Source organism: Nocardia sp. NPDC057353, assembly GCF_042667085.1.
In the GTDB taxonomy this organism is placed as follows: Bacteria; Actinomycetota; Actinomycetes; order Mycobacteriales; family Mycobacteriaceae; genus Nocardia.
This window is the reverse complement of sequence record NZ_JBHVAK010000010.1, coordinates 94,974-109,820: the sequence shown is the minus strand read 5'-3', so window position 1 is coordinate 109,820 and position 14,847 is coordinate 94,974. Positions and strand designations below refer to the sequence as shown.

Genomic DNA, 14,847 nt, shown 5'->3' with positions numbered 1-14,847 from the left:
ACCAGAACCGAACGACACCGGAGGGACCCATGGACTCGACAACGGCGGTCGCGGAGCAGGATTCCGCGATCGAGAACGCCATCGCCCACCTGTTCGGCCCGGAGGGGCGGGCCGACCCGTACGCCGCCGCGCGCGTCCTGCGCGAGGCGGGCCCGATGCACCGGACCCCGCTCGGCCACTACGTGCTCACCCGCTACGAGGACTGCGCCGCGGTGCTCTCCACCACCGCGTGGAGCCACGCGGAGGAGGCCGGGATGATGCACCCGACCGTCAAGCCGGAGGACGCCCCCGAGGAGCTGCCCACCTCGTTCCTCTGGATGGAGCCGCCGGACCACACCCGGCTGCGCAACCTGGTGACCAAGGGCTTCACCCCGCGCATGGTGACCAGGCTGCGCCCGCGCATCACCGAGCTCACCGAGCAGCTGGTCGACGACTGCCTGGCGGCGGGCGAGTTCGACCTGATCGAGAAGATCGCCTACCCGCTGCCGCTGATCATCGCCTGCGAGCTGATCGGCGTCCCGCACGAGGCCTACGACCAGGTGCACCGCTGGTCGCAGGATCTGGCACGCGGCTTCGACCACGACTACACGCTGCCCGAGGAGGCGCTGCGGGCGCGCTCGGCCGGGTCGCGCGGCTTCATGGGGTACTTCCGGGAGCTGCTGAACGAGCGGCGCGCCGACCCGAAGGACGACCTGCTCAGCGCGCTCTCCCAGGTCGAGGACCGCGGCGACGTGCTCACCGAGCAGGAGCTGCTCGCCACCTGCATCACCACCTTCGTGGCCGGGCACGAGACCACCGCCAACCTGATCGGCACCGGCATGCTGCAGCTCATGCGGAACCAGGACCAGATCGCCGCCCTGCGCGCCCGACCCGAACTGACGCAGACCGCGCCGGACGAGCTGCTGCGCATGGAGCCGTCGGTGCAGATGACCACCCGCGCGGCCACCAGGCCGATCACGGTGGCGGGCCGGGAGTTCGAGCAGGGCGAGGGCGTCGTCATCCTGATCAACTCCGCGAACCGGGACCACGCGGTGTTCCCGGACGGCGACCGGCTCGACGTCGCGCGCTACTCCGACCCGAAGCACCCCGCCAGGAAGCACCTCGGCTTCAGCCTCGGCATCCACTACTGCCTGGGCGCCCCGCTGGCGCTGCTGGAGATGGAGGTGCTGCTCGACGTGCTGCTCCGCAAGGTGAAGGACATCGAGCTGCGGGACGACGCCCCGGTCTACAAGCCGAACGTGGTGATCCGCGGACTGGAATCGCTCCCCGCCCGCTTCACCCCGGCCTGACCCGCTCGGGAACCGGGTCCTGATCCGGCCCGGTTCCCGGTGCACCGGTCAGCCGAGCGCCGCCGCGGCGACGATGCTCGGGGTGAACAGCGCCCAGTCGTTGAGGATGTGCGCGCCCGAGCAGACCCACAGGTTCTTGGTGCGGATCCAGGCCAGCGTGAGCACCAGGCGGGCACCGCCGATGACGATGAAGCACTGCGCGACGTTCCAGTCGTAGGTGGGCAGGTGCGCGGCGCCGAACCAGACCGCCGTCACCAGCCAGGCCACCACGATCGCGGTCTTCCTGGAGAGCGTGCCGCGCCGGGTGAGGAAGTAGAGCAGCGCCAGGAACGGGATGATCGTGAACAGCTCCTCGCCGACCAGCTGAATCCCGGTGCCCAGGTAGAAGGCCACCACCTCGACCGCGCCGTCGACACCGTCGACGGCTTCGTTGGCCGCCACCCCGAACACGGCCGCGACGACGAACCCCAGCACTACACTGACCACCAGGTTCAGCAGCGCGAAGCCGACGATGGTGAGCAGGTCGCGCCCGCGCACCGGCCGGAAGAGCGCCGACCAGTAGGGCCGGGCCAGCACCGCGAGCACCGCCAGCGGGATCACCACGAAGAGCACCCGGGGCAGCAGCGCGGCGACGCTGTCCGGCTGCGGCAGCAGCACCAGCGCGGCGAAGCCGACCGCCACCGAGAGCCAGGCCAGCACCCACTGCCAGGGCCCGAGCCCGACCGGCTCGCCCGCGTAGTACGGGAAGTCGACGCCGTCCTGCCGCTCGATCCGCGGGCCGAAGCGGTCCGGGGGCGTCTCCTGCACTGTTTCGGCCATGCTGCTCCTCGCTCCGTTCCGGCTAACTCGCAGCCATTCTCACCCACGGCCCCCGTGTGCCGCTGCACAGCGATCGACCGGGCCGGATTGTGAATCCTCCGACATTCCGGCGCGGTACCGTCCGAGAGCACGGCCTTCCGGGGTTGGCTGTGCGGAGCATGGCCGAAGGGACAGTGACGATGCGGAGTCGAGTGGTCGGCGCGGTGTGCGCGCTGCTGGTGGGGGTCTCGGCCACGGGCGCGGCGCCGGTCGCGGCGGAGCCGGGGCGCACCGAGTCCGGGTACCCGTCCAGCTCGCCGGTGACCTCGGTGATCTCCACGGTGGTGACCCGCGACGTCCCGCTTCCGCCCACCGCGCTGCCGCACCCGCCCGGCTGCGACCAGCTCTCCTACCTGCGCTGGCGCTCCGCGTCGGGGCCGAGCGAATCCGCGCGGGCGGACCGCATCCTGGTCGCGCAGCCCGGGATCTTCGCGGGCGCGGGGACATTCGACGGCGTCGCCCGCAATACCGTCGCGCTGGCCGCGCGCTTCGGCATCCACCTCGAGTTCTGGGCGCTCGACCGCCGCTCCAACTGCCTGGAGGACCACACCGGCACCAGGGCCGCGCTCGCCACCGGCGACCTGGACACCGCCACCGACTACTACTTCCACGGCGCCGAGGTCGAGGGCCGCCGCTTCGCGGGCTACGCCGACGGCGCCGCCACCGACTGGCTGCGCGACCAGGGCCTCGAGCAGACCCTGCGCGACCAGTACGACCTGCTCCGCCTGGAGCTGCCCGACCAGCGGGTGCGGCAGCAGAAGCTGCTGTGCGGCGGGCACTCGCTCGGCGGCTTCGTCACCGGCTACTTCGCGGGCTGGGATTTCGACGGCAACCCGGTGACCACCGACGACGCGGGCTACAACCAGTGCGGCGGCTGGTTCGCGCTGGACACCGTGATCCGGGTGGGGCTCGGGCTGCGCGGCATCGACATCCCGGCCATCCCGCCGAGCGTCGCGGGCGGCGTCGAGAACCTCGCGCTGCAGCTCGACACCGCGCTGCCGGTGCTCCGGCTGCCCGCCGTGATCAACCCGGAGACCACCAACCTGCTCGCGCTCGCCGGGCTCGCCGCGCTGCTCGCCCCCGAGGGCGTCAACGACCTGGTCAGCAGGCTCCCCGACAACCCCAATATCGCGCTCACCCTGCGCACCCTGCTCTCGCAGAACGCCGCCGCCTTCCTCACCGGCTCCCCGGACGCCCGCGACCTCACCGCGAGCAACGAGGCCGTGCTCGGCGCGCTGCTCGACGACAACTCGCAGCCGCTCGGCTTCCTGCAGGCCAGCGTCGGCTTCGTCACCGGCGGGCCGATCGGCCCCAAGGAGTTCCCGCTGCCGGACAGCATCGCCCGCGGCCCGCTCGGCTTCGGCGGCTTGGGCGACGCGCCCAAGGTCTCGCCGACCCGCTACTCCCCCGACACCGTCTACCGCTGGCTGGACTGGGACGAGGTCACCCCGGGCACCTCCCCCTACACCAACCCCGGCAGCGAGGTCACCTCGATCGCCCAGCTGGCCCGCACGCTCTGCGAGCCGCCGCTCGACTTCACCGAGTGGTACTTCCCCTCCCGCATCGCCTTCGACCTGCAGCAGACCACCGCGCCCTCGATCACCGCACACCACCTGCACCCGCACGGGGTCAACGCGCTCCCCATGCTGACCCTGCAGGGCAGCGGCGGCATCCCGCTGCCGGACTCCGGCAGCCCGCTCGACACCAGGATCGAGCTGGCCGGCTACAACCACCTCGACCTGCTCACCGCCGACCCGGATTCGCGCCGCGACGGGTCGCCGGAGCCGGTCTCCGCCCGCCTCGTCGAGTTCGCGACCCGCTGATTCTCGGCGCTATCGACCGGCGCCGCCCCGCTCCAGCCGATCGGCCAGCATCAGCAGTGCCGAGCCGTACTCCGCCGTCTCGGCGCGTGTCCGCAACTCGGCGGCGAGTTTCGTGCGGCGGCTGGGTGTGAGCCCGCGCTCCCTGTCCTTGATTTTCGCCAGCCTGCGCACCTCGGCCCCGATCACCGTTTTCCGCGCTTCCACCAAGCGTTCCGCATTGAGTCTCAGCACCGTCTCGATCACCACCTCCGCACCGGGAGGCAGCCCACTGCCCGGCACCAGGCGACCGGCGCGATCGACCACCGCCACCTGCTCCTGCGCCCAGCGTTTGGGATTTCGGAAAGCAGCGCAGATATCGGTGCCCTTCTTGGACGTATCGCAGGTCTGCCGTTTCTCCCCCGCACCTTCGTTCCCATCACAGCAGAGCAGCAGATTGGTCCAAGTCGTCGGCGCGGCGGAATTGTCAGCGGCTCCGCTGCACAGCGCGCAATCCGCGGTCCACGCAGACGCCGACTGCGGATGGAAGTGCTCGATCTTCGTCCGGTGGTCGGGGTTGGCAGGATTCCGGAGAATGCGCTCGCAGTAGGCGCACCGGCGCCCCTGCTCCAGCCACAGAGCACGCCGGATCGCCGGGTCCGAGGACAGTACACCGAACGCTGCACCGGCCGATCGGCCGAGGTGGAAGCTGGGCGGCTGCGACGCCGCCGTCGAGCCGCTCGCGCAAGCGCACAGCTTCGGCGGATCGCCCCGCTCCCTGATCGACGAGAGCGAGGTAGTGGTCGAGGACCTCGTTTATCTCGAGAGAGGGGTCGGGGAAGCATCCATGACCTCTCTGAGCACCACATCACTGCGCAGTCCGGCCGAATAGGGAACGGACCGCGCGCCCTGCTCACCCAGCACCCGGATGCTGTGGCCCTCGACGGTGGACAGCACCTGTGGGCTGTGCGTGGTGACGATGAACTGCACCTGCGGAACGGCCTCGGTCAAGGATGGAAGAATCTGCTGCTGCCACGTCGGGTGCAGGTGCAGGTCGATTTCATCGATGAGGACGATCCCCGGCACCGACTCCAGCAGATCCTCCGCGCCGCGCGCCGGATTCGCCCGCGCCATGCGGCTCACCAGATCGATCACCAGCCCGGCGGCGATCTTTATGCCGCTGGACAACGCGGACAGCGGTAGCTCGCCATGGGTGGGGTGCCGCAGCGTCATCCCCCGCACGATCGGATTCCAGACAGGGTCACGCCAGCCCGTGGTTTCCAACATCCTGTTGCAGGCAAGCGAAATCGCCTTCAACTGGTTGCGCGCGGCCCGAGCCTCGCCACCGCGGGAATCCGCGACGAAATCCGCCAGCGTCAGTGCCTCGATGTAGCCGGCAAGCCTCGTGAGATCCGATTTACCGTCGAGAGCCGATTCGTAGGCCCCGGCCCTCGAGCGTTCGACCGTCCCCGAGGTCTTTCCGCCTCCGATCGACCGTTCCACTCCGTAGAGCGCCAACACCGGCAGTGGCCGCGATCCCTCGTCTGCCCACAGCCTGCCGACCGCATCCTGCAGGGCCGAGGTGTTGCCCCACAGGTCGCTGCCCTTGGGCCGATGACGCTCCCGGAACCATTGGAAACGCTCCCCCGCGAGAGTTGCGTCAGCTCGGCCTCGGGCGGGGTACACCGGTTCCATTCGCGCTACGGCATCTCGAGAATCGAGATCGCGAGGAATCTCACGGACGTCGCTCACCGCAATGCTGCGTGTGTCGGCCTTGAAAATTCCGAGCACTGTCGAGAGCAGGATGGCGAGTGCGTCCAGGACAGCCGTCTTCCCGGTCCCATTCGGCCCGATGAGCACGGTCAGCTTCGGATCGAACGTGATGTCGAGCCGCTCGAAACAGCGGAAATTCTCGACTTCGAGCCTGTCGATGTGCCAATCGCCGGGTTCGGGCATGCCGCTCAGGCTACTCACCACGCGGCCCGCCTCCGCTCAGCGCCGGAAGCGGCGGCGTACGGCCGCTCGCGCGCGAGACCAGCGCGACTCCGCGGCGGGCGGTGGCGGCTCGACCGCCGCCGCCTGCGCGAACCTAGTGTGCAGCTGCTCCCTGACCTGGTCGGGGGTGTAGGCGCGGCGGCGTCGCTCGCCGCGCACCACGACCGCGCCGGTGGCCACAACGCCCGCTGCGCCCGCCAAACCCAACACCTTCCACCACCTCATACCGCCTAGGCTACGGGTATGGCGGGTGTGGACATCGATCTCGATCGGGCTGTCGAGATCACCAGGACGGGTGACATCTGGTTGTTCCGTGGTCATTCCACGGCCGATCGGATGATCAGGACGCTGACCAATGCTCCGGTGAACCACGTCGGCATGGCGGTGGTGATCGACGATCTACCGGCGCTGATCTGGCACGCGGAGCTGGGCCGCTCGCTCCCGGACATGTGGTCGGGCACCGCGCACCGCGGCGCCCAGCTGCACAACCTGCGCGACGCGGTGCTGGTGTGGGCGAACCGCTACGGCCAGCAGGCGTGGTTGCGGCAGCTGGAGCCGCCCGCCGACCGGGAGCGCGAGGACGGCGCGCTGCGCGCCATCGCCCGGTTGAACGGCACCCCGTTCCCGTCGACCGCGACGCTCACCGCGCGGTGGTTCCGTGGGCGGGTCCGGCTGCCGCGCCGGTCGTCCCGGCCGCCGAAGGCGAGCGAGGTGGAGAACGCGTACTGCGCGGAGATCGTGGCCGCCACCTACCAGGCCATGGGGCTGCTCAGCGAGAAGCGCAGCCCGGACTGGTACGACCCGGGCAAGTTCTGGAGCGGTGACCGCTTGAAGCTGCTCGGCGGGCACACGCTCAGCGGCGAGATCGCCGTGCGCACGCCGCAGGCGGACTAGAAGAAGGTGCCGCTGAACGGCGGTTCGTCGGTGCCGAAGAGGGCGTCGGCCGCCGCCGCGGCGTCCTGGCGGTGCGGCACGGCGCGGCCCGCGAGGACCAGGTGTCGCCAGGGGGTGCCGCCGAGGTAGGCGGCGGCGAGTGCCGAGACGTCGGCGGTGAGCTCGGGTTCCGCGTCGGTGCGGGTGGCGCCGTCCCCGGTCACCCGGTAGACGCCGGTGTTGGCGGGCAGGAGGGGGTCGGTGATGCCGAGCAGCACCGGTTCGGCGGCGCGGTAGGTTCGGCTCGCCAGCGCGGCGGGTACGTCGACCAGGCGCAGCCAGGTTTCGTCCCGCACGCCGGTGACGGTGACCGCGCGCTCGTCGGTGACCAGCTCGGCGAGCGGGAAATCGGTGGGCACCGTGGGGAATTCGATGCGGTGCGCGATATCGAGGGCGAAGAGGTGGCGGAGCAGGCCGAGCAGCGCCTCCGGTGAGCCGAACACCAGGTCGGAGACGCTGACCGCGCGGGCGGTGCTGCGTGGCCAGTCGGCGGTGTCCACCGCGCGGTAGCGGAGGAAGCCGTCCTCGGCGCCGGGATCGCCGTGCAGCACGGTGTGCTTGTCGCCGGTGTCGAAGACCTCGCGGGCGCGCCACCAGTACGGGGAACGGTCGATCGCTCCCGGTCGCGAATGTTGCATCCGCGCATGGATTTCCGCGAGGGTCGCGAGGGCCGTGGCGCGCTCCGCGAAGCGCACCGGCCCGGAGGCGGGCACCGTGTCGCGCAGCCGGGCCGCGGCGGTATCGATCCGCACGGTGGCCGAGCGGGTCGCTACGCCGTAGCCGAAGCGCTCGTAGATGCCGCCCTGGGAGGCGCGCAGGCTCGCCACCACCTCGCCGCGGGCGGCGATGTCGGTGAGCTGCCCGCGCAGGAGGGCGCTGACGATGCCGCGGCGCGCATGCGTCGGCAGCACCCCGACCCGGGTCACCGCGGCGTGCGGGACCCGCGCGCCGCCGGGCACCACCAGGCGCCCGGTGAACGCGGCGGCGGCGCCGACCGGGAGGCCGTCCGCCCTGGCCAGCAGGGTGCGGCCGGGTTCGTGCATGGAGACGGCGGGCACCGTGCCCGGCGGGATGCCGACCATGGCGACCCGGAACACCTCGGCCGCCGCCTCGACCTCGGCCTCGCTCGCTGCGGTTTCGATCTCGATCGTCACCGCACCGACTCTACGACCGCGGTCCACCGCACTGGTCGGGCGTTACGCAGCCACGGAGATGTTCGGCTCACAGTTCCGTGAATGCGGCGATATAGTCGTCTGCTGATCGGTATGTGCGGCTCTGCCGCCGAGCAGGACGGGGTCGGACATGAAGCGCACACTGGGGGCGATCGTCGCCGCGGTGGCCGTGGTCGCCGGATGCGGCTCCGAGCAGGCCGGGGATCCGGACACCGTCTCCGGCACGGTCACCGTGTTCGCCGCCGCGTCGCTCACCGAGACCTTCACCGAGCTCGGCGCGCGATTCGAGGCCGCGCACCCCGGCGTGCGGGTGGTCTACAACTTCGGGGCCAGCTCCGCGCTCGCGCAGCAGATCGGCCAGGGCGCGCCCGCCGACGTCTTCGCCTCGGCGGCGCCGCGCAACATGCGGCAGGTCCAGGACGGCGGGGACGTCACCGCCGCGCCGGTCACTTTCGTCCGCAATCGCCTGGAGATCGCCGTCCCGGCGGGGAATCCCGGCGGGATCACCGGGCTGGCCGACTTCGGCAGGACCGAGCCGAAGCTGGCGCTCTGCGCCGAGCAGGTGCCGTGCGGGGCCGCCGCGGCCACGGTCTTCGAGGCCGCAGGCATCACCCCGCAGCCCGACACCCGCGAGGCCGACGTCAAAGCCGCGCTCACCAAGGTGACGCTGGGCGAGGTCGACGCCGCGCTCGTCTACCGCACCGACGTGCGGGCGGCGGGCAGCAGGGTGCAGGGCATCGAGTTCCCGGAGGCGGCAGGCGCCGTCAACGATTACCCCATCGCGCCGCTCTCCGCCGCTCCGAACAGCGCCGCCGCGGCGGCCTTCGTCCAGTTCGTGACCTCCGAGCAGGCGGGGGCGGTGTTCACCGCGGCGGGGTTCGAGCGACCCTGACGAGAATAGGATGCTCTCGCATAGAGAATGACATTCGTGCAGAATGAGAGCGTCCACCGCCGGTGCGGACACGAGGAGCGAGCGCATGGCCTACGTAATCACGCAGCGTTGTTGCAATGACGCGAGCTGCGTCTCCGAGTGCCCGGTCGATTGCATTCGGCCTACTCCGGATCAGCCGGGGTTCGCCACGGCGGAGATGCTGCACATCGATCCCGATACCTGTATCGACTGTGGTGCGTGTGTGGATGCGTGCCCGGTGGAGGCGATCTTCTCCGAGGATGATCTGACGGCGTCGCTGGCCAGGTATCGGGATATCAACGCGGCGTATTTCCAGCGGCATCCGTTGGAGTCGAACATCGAGCCGTTGGTGTCTCCGGTGCGCCCGCCGAAGGCGTTGGGGACGTTGCGGGTCGCGATCGTGGGGGCGGGTCCGGCGGCGTGTTATGCCGCGGATGCGATTCTGCGGCGTGCGGATGCGCAGGTGGAGTTGTTCGATCGGTTACCGACGCCGTGGGGGTTGGTGCGGGCGGGGGTGGCGCCGGATCACGCGGGGACCAAGACGGTGTCGGCGATGTTCGAGACCGCGTTCCGCCGCGATACGTTGCAGTACTACCTCAATGTCGAGGTCGGCACCCACATCACCCATGAAGAACTCCTCGATCACCATCACGCGGTGGTGTACGCGGTCGGTGCGGCCACGGATCGGCGGTTGGGGGTGCCGGGTGAGGATCTGGCGGGCAGTGTGTCGGCGACGGAGTTCGTGGCCTGGTACAACGGGCACCCCGACTACGCCGACCGGACCTATGATCTGTCGGGACAGCGGGCGGTGATCGTGGGCAACGGCAACGTCGCGCTCGATATCGCTCGGGTGTTGACTCTGGATCCGGAGGAGTTGGCCAAGACCGATATCGCCGACCACGCGTTGGAGGCTCTGCGGTCGAGCAACATCCGGGAGGTGGTGATCCTGGGTCGTCGTGGCCCGTTGCAGGCCGCTTACACCTCGCCGGAGTTCCTGGCGCTCGCGCACTTGAAGAACGTCGATGTCGTGGTCGCTGCCGAGGACCTCGAACTCGACGACGTGAGCCGGGGGCATCTGGATGATCCGGATGTCGAGCCTTCGACCCGGTTGAAGTACACGCTGGCCGAGGAGTATGCGCAGGCGTCGCGGGATCCGGAGCACAAGCGGATCGTGTTCCGGTTCCTGACCTCCCCCACCGCCCTGCTCGGTGAGGACCGGGTGACGGCTGTCGAGTTCGCCCACAACGAACTGTTCGAAGACGGCGGCCAGGTCAGTGCCCGTACCACCGACCGCACCGAAACCCTGGAGACAGGGTTGGTGTTGCGTTCGATCGGGTATCGGGGTCAGCCGATCCCGGCGTTGCCGTTCGATGACCGCAAGGGTGTGGTCCCGAACGAGGCGGGCCGGGTGGTCGAGGACGGTGAACCGGTCACCGGCGTGTATGTGAGTGGGTGGATCAAGCGGGGTGCTCGCGGGGTGATCGGCTCGAACCGGGTCGATTCCGAGGAGACCGTCGAGCAGCTGATCGCCGATTTCATGGCCGGCAAGCTCCCGGCGCCGAAGGCGGATCGGGCGGCGTTGCGGGAGTTGGTGCAGTCCCGCCAGCCGGATCTGGTGGATCGTGCGGGGTGGAAGGCGATCGATACCGCGGAGAAGACCGCGGGCAAGACCGCGGGCCGCCCCCGGGTCAAGCTCACGACCAAGGAAACACTCCTGGAGGCCGCCCGGGCGACCGACCTCGCCGTCCGGTGAATCGGACACGCACACTCTAAGGTGGATCCCATGATCACCCTTCGCAAAGAGGACGGCGCAGCCGATCTGGCAGGAATCACCGATCTCCGGGTCGCGGTGTCATGGGACCCGAGCGCGGGCGCGTCCGGGGGCCTGCTCGGCATCGCGCGCCGCAAGAAGGGGGTCGACCTCGACCTCATCGCGATCCTCATGCAGGGCCCGGAACCGGTCCGCTTCGCGGGCCTCGACTCGCTCGACCCGCTCGGCAACGGCTCCGTCGTGCACACCGGCGACGAGCAGACCGGCGCCGCCGCGGGCGACGACGAGACGGTGAACGTCGCGCTCGGTCAGGTGCCGCCCGCCATCGACGGCATCATCTTCGTGGCCGCCGCGTTCAAGAAGGGCAGCTCGTTCGAGAAGGCGAACAACGTCGCCTTCAAGATCTACGACGCCACCGGCGGCAGCAGCCAGCAGGTCGCCGAGATCTGGCCCTCGCTGCTCGGCGCCGACAATGCCAATGCCATCGCCCGCGCCTTCCGCAACGGCCCCATCTGGCAGCTCGAGGTGCTCGACCGCAAGGGCAAGATCAAGCAGGGTGACCGGCAGGGGCTGCTCCGCTTCGCCATGCAGGGCTGATCATTCCGAGTCCGCCGCCAGGCCCGCGGCTGCTCCTCGCCGCCGTGGCCGCGGTCGCGGTCCTGCTGTGCGCGCGCTACGACTGGTGGCCGTCCCGATACGGCACGCTCCCCCGCCCGGACCCGCTGCTCTGCGCCGCCGTCGCGCTGGTCCTGCTCGCGGGGGTGCTCACGCAGTGGGCGATCCGGGCGCTGTATGTGGTCGGCCGGGACCGGCGCTGGTCCTGGTGGGTGGCGCCGATCCCGGCGGTCGTGGTCGCGGCGAGCGTGCTGACCGTGATCCTGCCCCCGCCCGGCTTCGACGACCTGCGCGGTGAGTTCGAGCGGGTGGCGCTCGAGCTCATCGACACGCCCGAGCGCGAGCGCACCGACCTGGAGATCGGGCCGATCGATATCGACAGCGTGCGGGAGGAGCCGGGCGGTGTCGTCTACTTCGTGACCGCCGACGGCCCGCCCGACGGCTGGGCGTACGCGCCGGGCGGGCTTCCGGCGCACGGTTTCGCGGGCTACCGCGCGATCGGCGTCGGCGGCGACTGGTACGAGCTCGAGCTCGACTACGGGTGGCGCTGACCTCCCGTGGTGCGGCCGCGTTGACAACACCACCGCCGCTGCGCTGCGATCGCTCCATGACCGACGACGCGCCCGGCCGATGATCCTGCTCACCGGCACCCCGGCGGGGCCTGGCACCGCCACCGGCCCGGTCCGGGTGATCCGTGGCCTCGACGACTTCGCCCGCTTCCACCCCGGCGACGTCCTGGTCTGCCGCGCCACCTCGCCCGCGTGGACCCCGCTGCTGGCCCGCGCCGCCGCCGTGGTCACCGAGACCGGCGGCATCCTGGCGCACGCCGCGATCGTGGCACGCGAGTTCGGCATCCCGGCCGTCACCGCGGCGGCGCGGGCCACCGTGCGCCTCACCGACGGGGATCGGGTAGTAGTGGACGGCGGAACCGGAACCGTCAGCAACGCTCAGGACGCCCCTTGACCCACGAGACCCCACCCGACCTGCTGGTCCTGCACGCCGTGCGGACCACCGGCTACGCGAGCACGCTGCGCCTGGCCGACCTGCTCGGCCTGCCCGCGCCCGTGGTCGAGGAGCACCTGGAGGACGACCGCGCGCACGGCTGGGTCACCGAGGCCGCCTTCGCGGGCGACCGCGGCTGGACGCTCACCGAGGCGGGCAAGGCGCACGGGGAGCGGCTGCTCGCCGCCGAACTCGACGCCGTCGGGGCGCGCGCCGATTTCGAGCAGATCTACCGGGATTTCCTGCCCGCCAACGCCGTCGTCGGCGCCACCTGCACCGCGTGGCAGCTCACCGAGCTCGGCATCGGCGAGCTGCCCGCCGACGCCGAGGCCATCGTCGCCGCCCTGCACGAACCGGCCCGGCTGCTCGGCGAGCTGGAGCAGCGCCTCACCGCCCACCTGGCCCGCTTCTCCGGCTACCACCGGCGGTTCGGCACCGCGCTCGCCGCCGGGGCCACCAATCCGGCCTGGATCACCGGCACCGACCGGGATTCCGCGCACCGGGTCTGGTTCGAGCTGCACGAGGACCTCATCGCCACCCTCGGCATCGAGCGCTGACCGAATAGTCGGCTATTCGTGCGACGGGGATCGATCGGGCAGCGCGATCGGCCCGCGCAGCTGCCGCCCGACCGCTCGGAACCACCCGGCGTCGCACTCCCCGCCCTCGGCGTCGAAGGCGGGGCGCAGCTCGTACCAGCGCAACCCGGGTCGGCGGTGGTGCAGCCCGTGCAGGTTGAAGCCGAGCGCGAACAGCTCGAGCGCGGGCGGGAGCCGCAGGTTCAACGCCACGAGCGGCTGGTCCAGGTCGGTGCCGTAGTGGTAGGCGTTGTCGGAGAGCGAGACGATCAGGGCCCGGCCCCCGAGCGCGAGCGCGAGCATCCACCAGTGCGCACCGTAGGCGGCGAAGGCGAGCCCGTGCAGCACGGCGATGGCGGCGGCGTCGATCCGGAACTGCCGCAGCACCTTCGGCTGCGCGAGCCGCTCGAGGAGCGGCCCCGCCACACTCTCCGGCTCGTGGATGAGCGACCAGAAGGGGGTGGTGAGCAGCGCGAGCGGGAGCAGCGTCCAGCCCGACCACGGGTCGCCGGGGAGCAGCAGCAGGGGTAGGGCGAACATCTGATAGAGCCGGAGCGCGAGCGCGACGGCGGTCAGCCGGGTTCCGACCGTCCGGCGGGTCGGGAGAAGCATGGGTCGCTCGGCCATCGGCAGCCTCCGGTCGGGCCGCGCCCCACCGTTCGGGTCGCGGTGCGCGCCGATCCTGCCCGGCGCGGCCGGCGGGCGCCCCTACGCCGGGAGTCGCCTCGCTTACCGGCATGCGACGGATCGGGGCCGGGACAATGGCGGCATGACCGAACTCCGCCCGTTCCGGATCGACGTCCCCGACCCCGTCCTCACCGACCTGCGCCGCCGGATCGCCGACACCCGCTGGCCCGAACCGGAGACGGTGCCCGACTGGAGCCAGGGCATCCCGCTGGCGTACACCCGCGACCTCGCCGGCTACTGGGCCGACGGCTACGACTGGCGGGCGACCGAGGCGACGCTCAACCGGTTCGAGCAGTTCACCACCGAGATCGACGGCCTCCCCCTCCACTTCGTGCACCACCGCTCCCCGCACCCGGACGCCTTCCCGCTGGTCATCACGCACGGCTGGCCCGGCTCGGTGCTGGAGTTCGCGAAGGTGATCGAGCCGCTCACCGACCCCACCGCGCACGGCGGCCGCGCCGCGGACGCCTTCCACGTGGTCTGCCCCTCGCTGCCCGGCTACGGCTTCTCCGGCAAGCCCGCGGCGACGGGCTGGAACGTCGCGCGGATCGCCGCGGCGTGGGAAACCCTGATGACCCGGCTCGGCTACGACCGCTACGGCGCGCAGGGCGGCGACTGGGGCGCCGCGGTGACCACCGAGATCGGCCGGAACGTCGGCCACTGCGCCGCCATCCACCTCAACATGCCGATCGCGACCCCGCCGCGGCAGCTCGACCCGGACGCCGACGGCCCCGCCGTCGCGGCGCTGGAGTACTACCGGCGCTGGGACTCCGGCTACGCCAAGCAGCAGTCCACCCGCCCGCAGACACTCGGCTACGGGCTGCTCGACTCCCCGGTCGCGCTGCTGGCCTGGATCGTCGAGAAGTTCTGGTCCTGGACCGACTGCGACGGCCACCCGGAGAACGCCCTGACCCGCGACGAGATCCTGGGCAACGTCACGCTGTACTGGGTCACCGGCACCGCCGCCTCGTCGGCGCGGCTGTACTGGGAGACGCGCGGTGCCTTCCGCCCCGGCGCCAGGGTGGAGCTGCCGACCGGGGTCGCCGCCTTCCCGAAGGAGATCGGCCACGCCCCGCGCGCCTGGTGCGAGCCGAACTACCGCATCACGCACTGGACGGAGCTGCCGCGCGGCGGGCACTTCGCCGCCTTCGAACAGCCGGAGCTCTTCGTCGACGACCTCCGCGCCTTCTTCGGCACCGTGCGCTGAGCGCGGGCGAGCCGCCCCCTGCGGAGCTCGCCCG

Annotated in this window: 16 protein-coding genes; 10 read left to right on the top strand and 6 right to left on the bottom strand. The window is 71.2% G+C overall.

The window, feature by feature from the left end:
* The first annotated feature begins 29 nt into the window (after window positions 1-29).
* Window positions 30-1,289: a cytochrome P450 gene (locus tag ACFUUZ_RS07640; RefSeq protein ID WP_378693610.1), complete on the top strand. Its 1,260-nt coding sequence runs from the start codon at window positions 30-32 to the stop codon at window positions 1,287-1,289.
* 48 nt (window positions 1,290-1,337) lie between these two features.
* Here the strand turns inward: ACFUUZ_RS07640 and ACFUUZ_RS07635 are convergent, their stop codons facing one another.
* Entirely contained in the window at window positions 1,338-2,108 is a 771-nt protein-coding gene (locus ACFUUZ_RS07635) for a CPBP family intramembrane glutamic endopeptidase (protein WP_378693608.1), read from the bottom strand.
* A gap of 179 nt (window positions 2,109-2,287) precedes the next feature.
* Here ACFUUZ_RS07635 and ACFUUZ_RS07630 point away from each other — a divergent pair, with 179 nt between their 5' ends.
* Window positions 2,288-3,970, top strand: coding sequence for a hypothetical protein (locus ACFUUZ_RS07630; protein ID WP_378693606.1), 1,683 nt, complete (start codon window positions 2,288-2,290; stop codon window positions 3,968-3,970).
* Window positions 3,971-3,979: 9 nt separating this feature from the next.
* Here the strand turns inward: ACFUUZ_RS07630 and ACFUUZ_RS07625 are convergent, their stop codons facing one another.
* From ACFUUZ_RS07625 to ACFUUZ_RS07615, 3 genes are all read right to left on the bottom strand, one after another.
* A complete protein-coding gene (locus ACFUUZ_RS07625; RefSeq protein WP_378693604.1) occupies window positions 3,980-4,279 on the bottom strand; it encodes a hypothetical protein in 300 nt (99 codons plus the stop codon).
* A 483-nt stretch (window positions 4,280-4,762) separates the two neighbouring features.
* Window positions 4,763-5,902, bottom strand: a complete 1,140-nt coding sequence (locus ACFUUZ_RS07620) for an AAA family ATPase (protein ID WP_378693603.1) — start codon at window positions 5,900-5,902, stop codon at window positions 4,763-4,765.
* 36 nt (window positions 5,903-5,938) lie between these two features.
* Entirely contained in the window at window positions 5,939-6,166 is a 228-nt protein-coding gene (locus ACFUUZ_RS07615) for a hypothetical protein (RefSeq protein ID WP_378693601.1), read from the bottom strand.
* Window positions 6,167-6,184: 18 nt separating this feature from the next.
* Here ACFUUZ_RS07615 and ACFUUZ_RS07610 point away from each other — a divergent pair, with 18 nt between their 5' ends.
* Window positions 6,185-6,835, top strand: coding sequence for a hypothetical protein (locus tag ACFUUZ_RS07610; protein WP_378693599.1), 651 nt, complete (start codon window positions 6,185-6,187; stop codon window positions 6,833-6,835).
* On the opposite strand, the gene ACFUUZ_RS07605 is transcribed toward ACFUUZ_RS07610, so the two are convergent.
* The gene (locus tag ACFUUZ_RS07605; protein ID WP_378693597.1) at window positions 6,832-8,028 is read right to left on the bottom strand and encodes a GNAT family N-acetyltransferase; all 1,197 of its coding nucleotides are present in this window, start codon (window positions 8,026-8,028) and stop codon (window positions 6,832-6,834) included. The two genes, ACFUUZ_RS07610 and ACFUUZ_RS07605, sit on opposite strands and share 4 nt — an antisense overlap.
* Window positions 8,029-8,176: 148 nt before the next feature.
* Here ACFUUZ_RS07605 and modA point away from each other — a divergent pair, with 148 nt between their 5' ends.
* The 6 genes from modA (at window position 8,177) to ACFUUZ_RS07575 (ending at window position 12,901) form a co-directional block, all read left to right on the top strand.
* Entirely contained in the window at window positions 8,177-8,938 is a 762-nt protein-coding gene (gene modA, locus ACFUUZ_RS07600) for a molybdate ABC transporter substrate-binding protein (RefSeq protein ID WP_378693595.1), read from the top strand.
* Between the two features lie 85 nt (window positions 8,939-9,023).
* Window positions 9,024-10,709 carry an FAD-dependent oxidoreductase gene (locus ACFUUZ_RS07595; protein ID WP_378693593.1) on the top strand — a complete coding sequence of 562 codons (1,686 nt, stop codon included), beginning with the start codon at window positions 9,024-9,026 and terminating at the stop codon, window positions 10,707-10,709.
* A 30-nt stretch (window positions 10,710-10,739) separates the two neighbouring features.
* Window positions 10,740-11,324 (top strand): TerD family protein, encoded by a 585-nt coding sequence (locus ACFUUZ_RS07590; RefSeq protein WP_378693591.1) that lies wholly within the window; start codon window positions 10,740-10,742, stop codon window positions 11,322-11,324.
* A gap of 44 nt (window positions 11,325-11,368) precedes the next feature.
* Window positions 11,369-11,893: a DUF1109 domain-containing protein gene (locus ACFUUZ_RS07585; protein ID WP_378693589.1), complete on the top strand. Its 525-nt coding sequence runs from the start codon at window positions 11,369-11,371 to the stop codon at window positions 11,891-11,893.
* Between the two features lie 79 nt (window positions 11,894-11,972).
* On the top strand, window positions 11,973-12,305 hold the full coding sequence (locus tag ACFUUZ_RS07580; protein ID WP_378693587.1) for a PEP-utilizing enzyme: 333 nt from the start codon (window positions 11,973-11,975) through the stop codon (window positions 12,303-12,305).
* Complete coding sequence (locus ACFUUZ_RS07575) at window positions 12,302-12,901, top strand: hypothetical protein (RefSeq protein ID WP_378693585.1); 600 nt, start codon at window positions 12,302-12,304, stop codon at window positions 12,899-12,901. Before ACFUUZ_RS07580 ends, ACFUUZ_RS07575 begins: the two co-directional genes overlap by 4 nt.
* 12 nt (window positions 12,902-12,913) lie before the next feature.
* Here the strand turns inward: ACFUUZ_RS07575 and ACFUUZ_RS07570 are convergent, their stop codons facing one another.
* Window positions 12,914-13,531, bottom strand: a complete 618-nt coding sequence (locus ACFUUZ_RS07570; RefSeq protein ID WP_378693583.1) for a fatty acid desaturase — start codon at window positions 13,529-13,531, stop codon at window positions 12,914-12,916.
* A 157-nt stretch (window positions 13,532-13,688) separates the two neighbouring features.
* Here ACFUUZ_RS07570 and ACFUUZ_RS07565 point away from each other — a divergent pair, with 157 nt between their 5' ends.
* Window positions 13,689-14,813 (top strand): epoxide hydrolase family protein, encoded by a 1,125-nt coding sequence (locus ACFUUZ_RS07565; protein ID WP_378693581.1) that lies wholly within the window; start codon window positions 13,689-13,691, stop codon window positions 14,811-14,813.
* The last annotated feature ends 34 nt before the right edge of the window (window positions 14,814-14,847 follow it).

Bases quoted from the DNA above. Each gene is read 5' to 3' on its own strand.
- ACFUUZ_RS07640 (WP_378693610.1), top strand. From the start codon at position 30: ATGGACTCGACAACGGCGGTCGCGGAGCAGGATTCCGCGATCGAGAAC.
- ACFUUZ_RS07635 (WP_378693608.1), bottom strand. From the start codon at position 2,108: ATGGCCGAAACAGTGCAGGAGACGCCCCCGGACCGCTTCGGCCCGCGG.
- ACFUUZ_RS07630 (WP_378693606.1), top strand. From the start codon at position 2,288: ATGCGGAGTCGAGTGGTCGGCGCGGTGTGCGCGCTGCTGGTGGGGGTC.
- ACFUUZ_RS07620 (WP_378693603.1), bottom strand. From the start codon at position 5,902: ATGCCCGAACCCGGCGATTGGCACATCGACAGGCTCGAAGTCGAGAAT.
- ACFUUZ_RS07615 (WP_378693601.1), bottom strand. From the start codon at position 6,166: ATGAGGTGGTGGAAGGTGTTGGGTTTGGCGGGCGCAGCGGGCGTTGTG.
- ACFUUZ_RS07610 (WP_378693599.1), top strand. From the start codon at position 6,185: ATGGCGGGTGTGGACATCGATCTCGATCGGGCTGTCGAGATCACCAGG.
- modA (WP_378693595.1), top strand. From the start codon at position 8,177: ATGAAGCGCACACTGGGGGCGATCGTCGCCGCGGTGGCCGTGGTCGCC.
- ACFUUZ_RS07595 (WP_378693593.1), top strand. From the start codon at position 9,024: ATGGCCTACGTAATCACGCAGCGTTGTTGCAATGACGCGAGCTGCGTC.
- ACFUUZ_RS07590 (WP_378693591.1), top strand. From the start codon at position 10,740: ATGATCACCCTTCGCAAAGAGGACGGCGCAGCCGATCTGGCAGGAATC.
- ACFUUZ_RS07580 (WP_378693587.1), top strand. From the start codon at position 11,973: ATGATCCTGCTCACCGGCACCCCGGCGGGGCCTGGCACCGCCACCGGC.
- ACFUUZ_RS07570 (WP_378693583.1), bottom strand. From the start codon at position 13,531: ATGCTTCTCCCGACCCGCCGGACGGTCGGAACCCGGCTGACCGCCGTC.
- ACFUUZ_RS07565 (WP_378693581.1), top strand. From the start codon at position 13,689: ATGACCGAACTCCGCCCGTTCCGGATCGACGTCCCCGACCCCGTCCTC.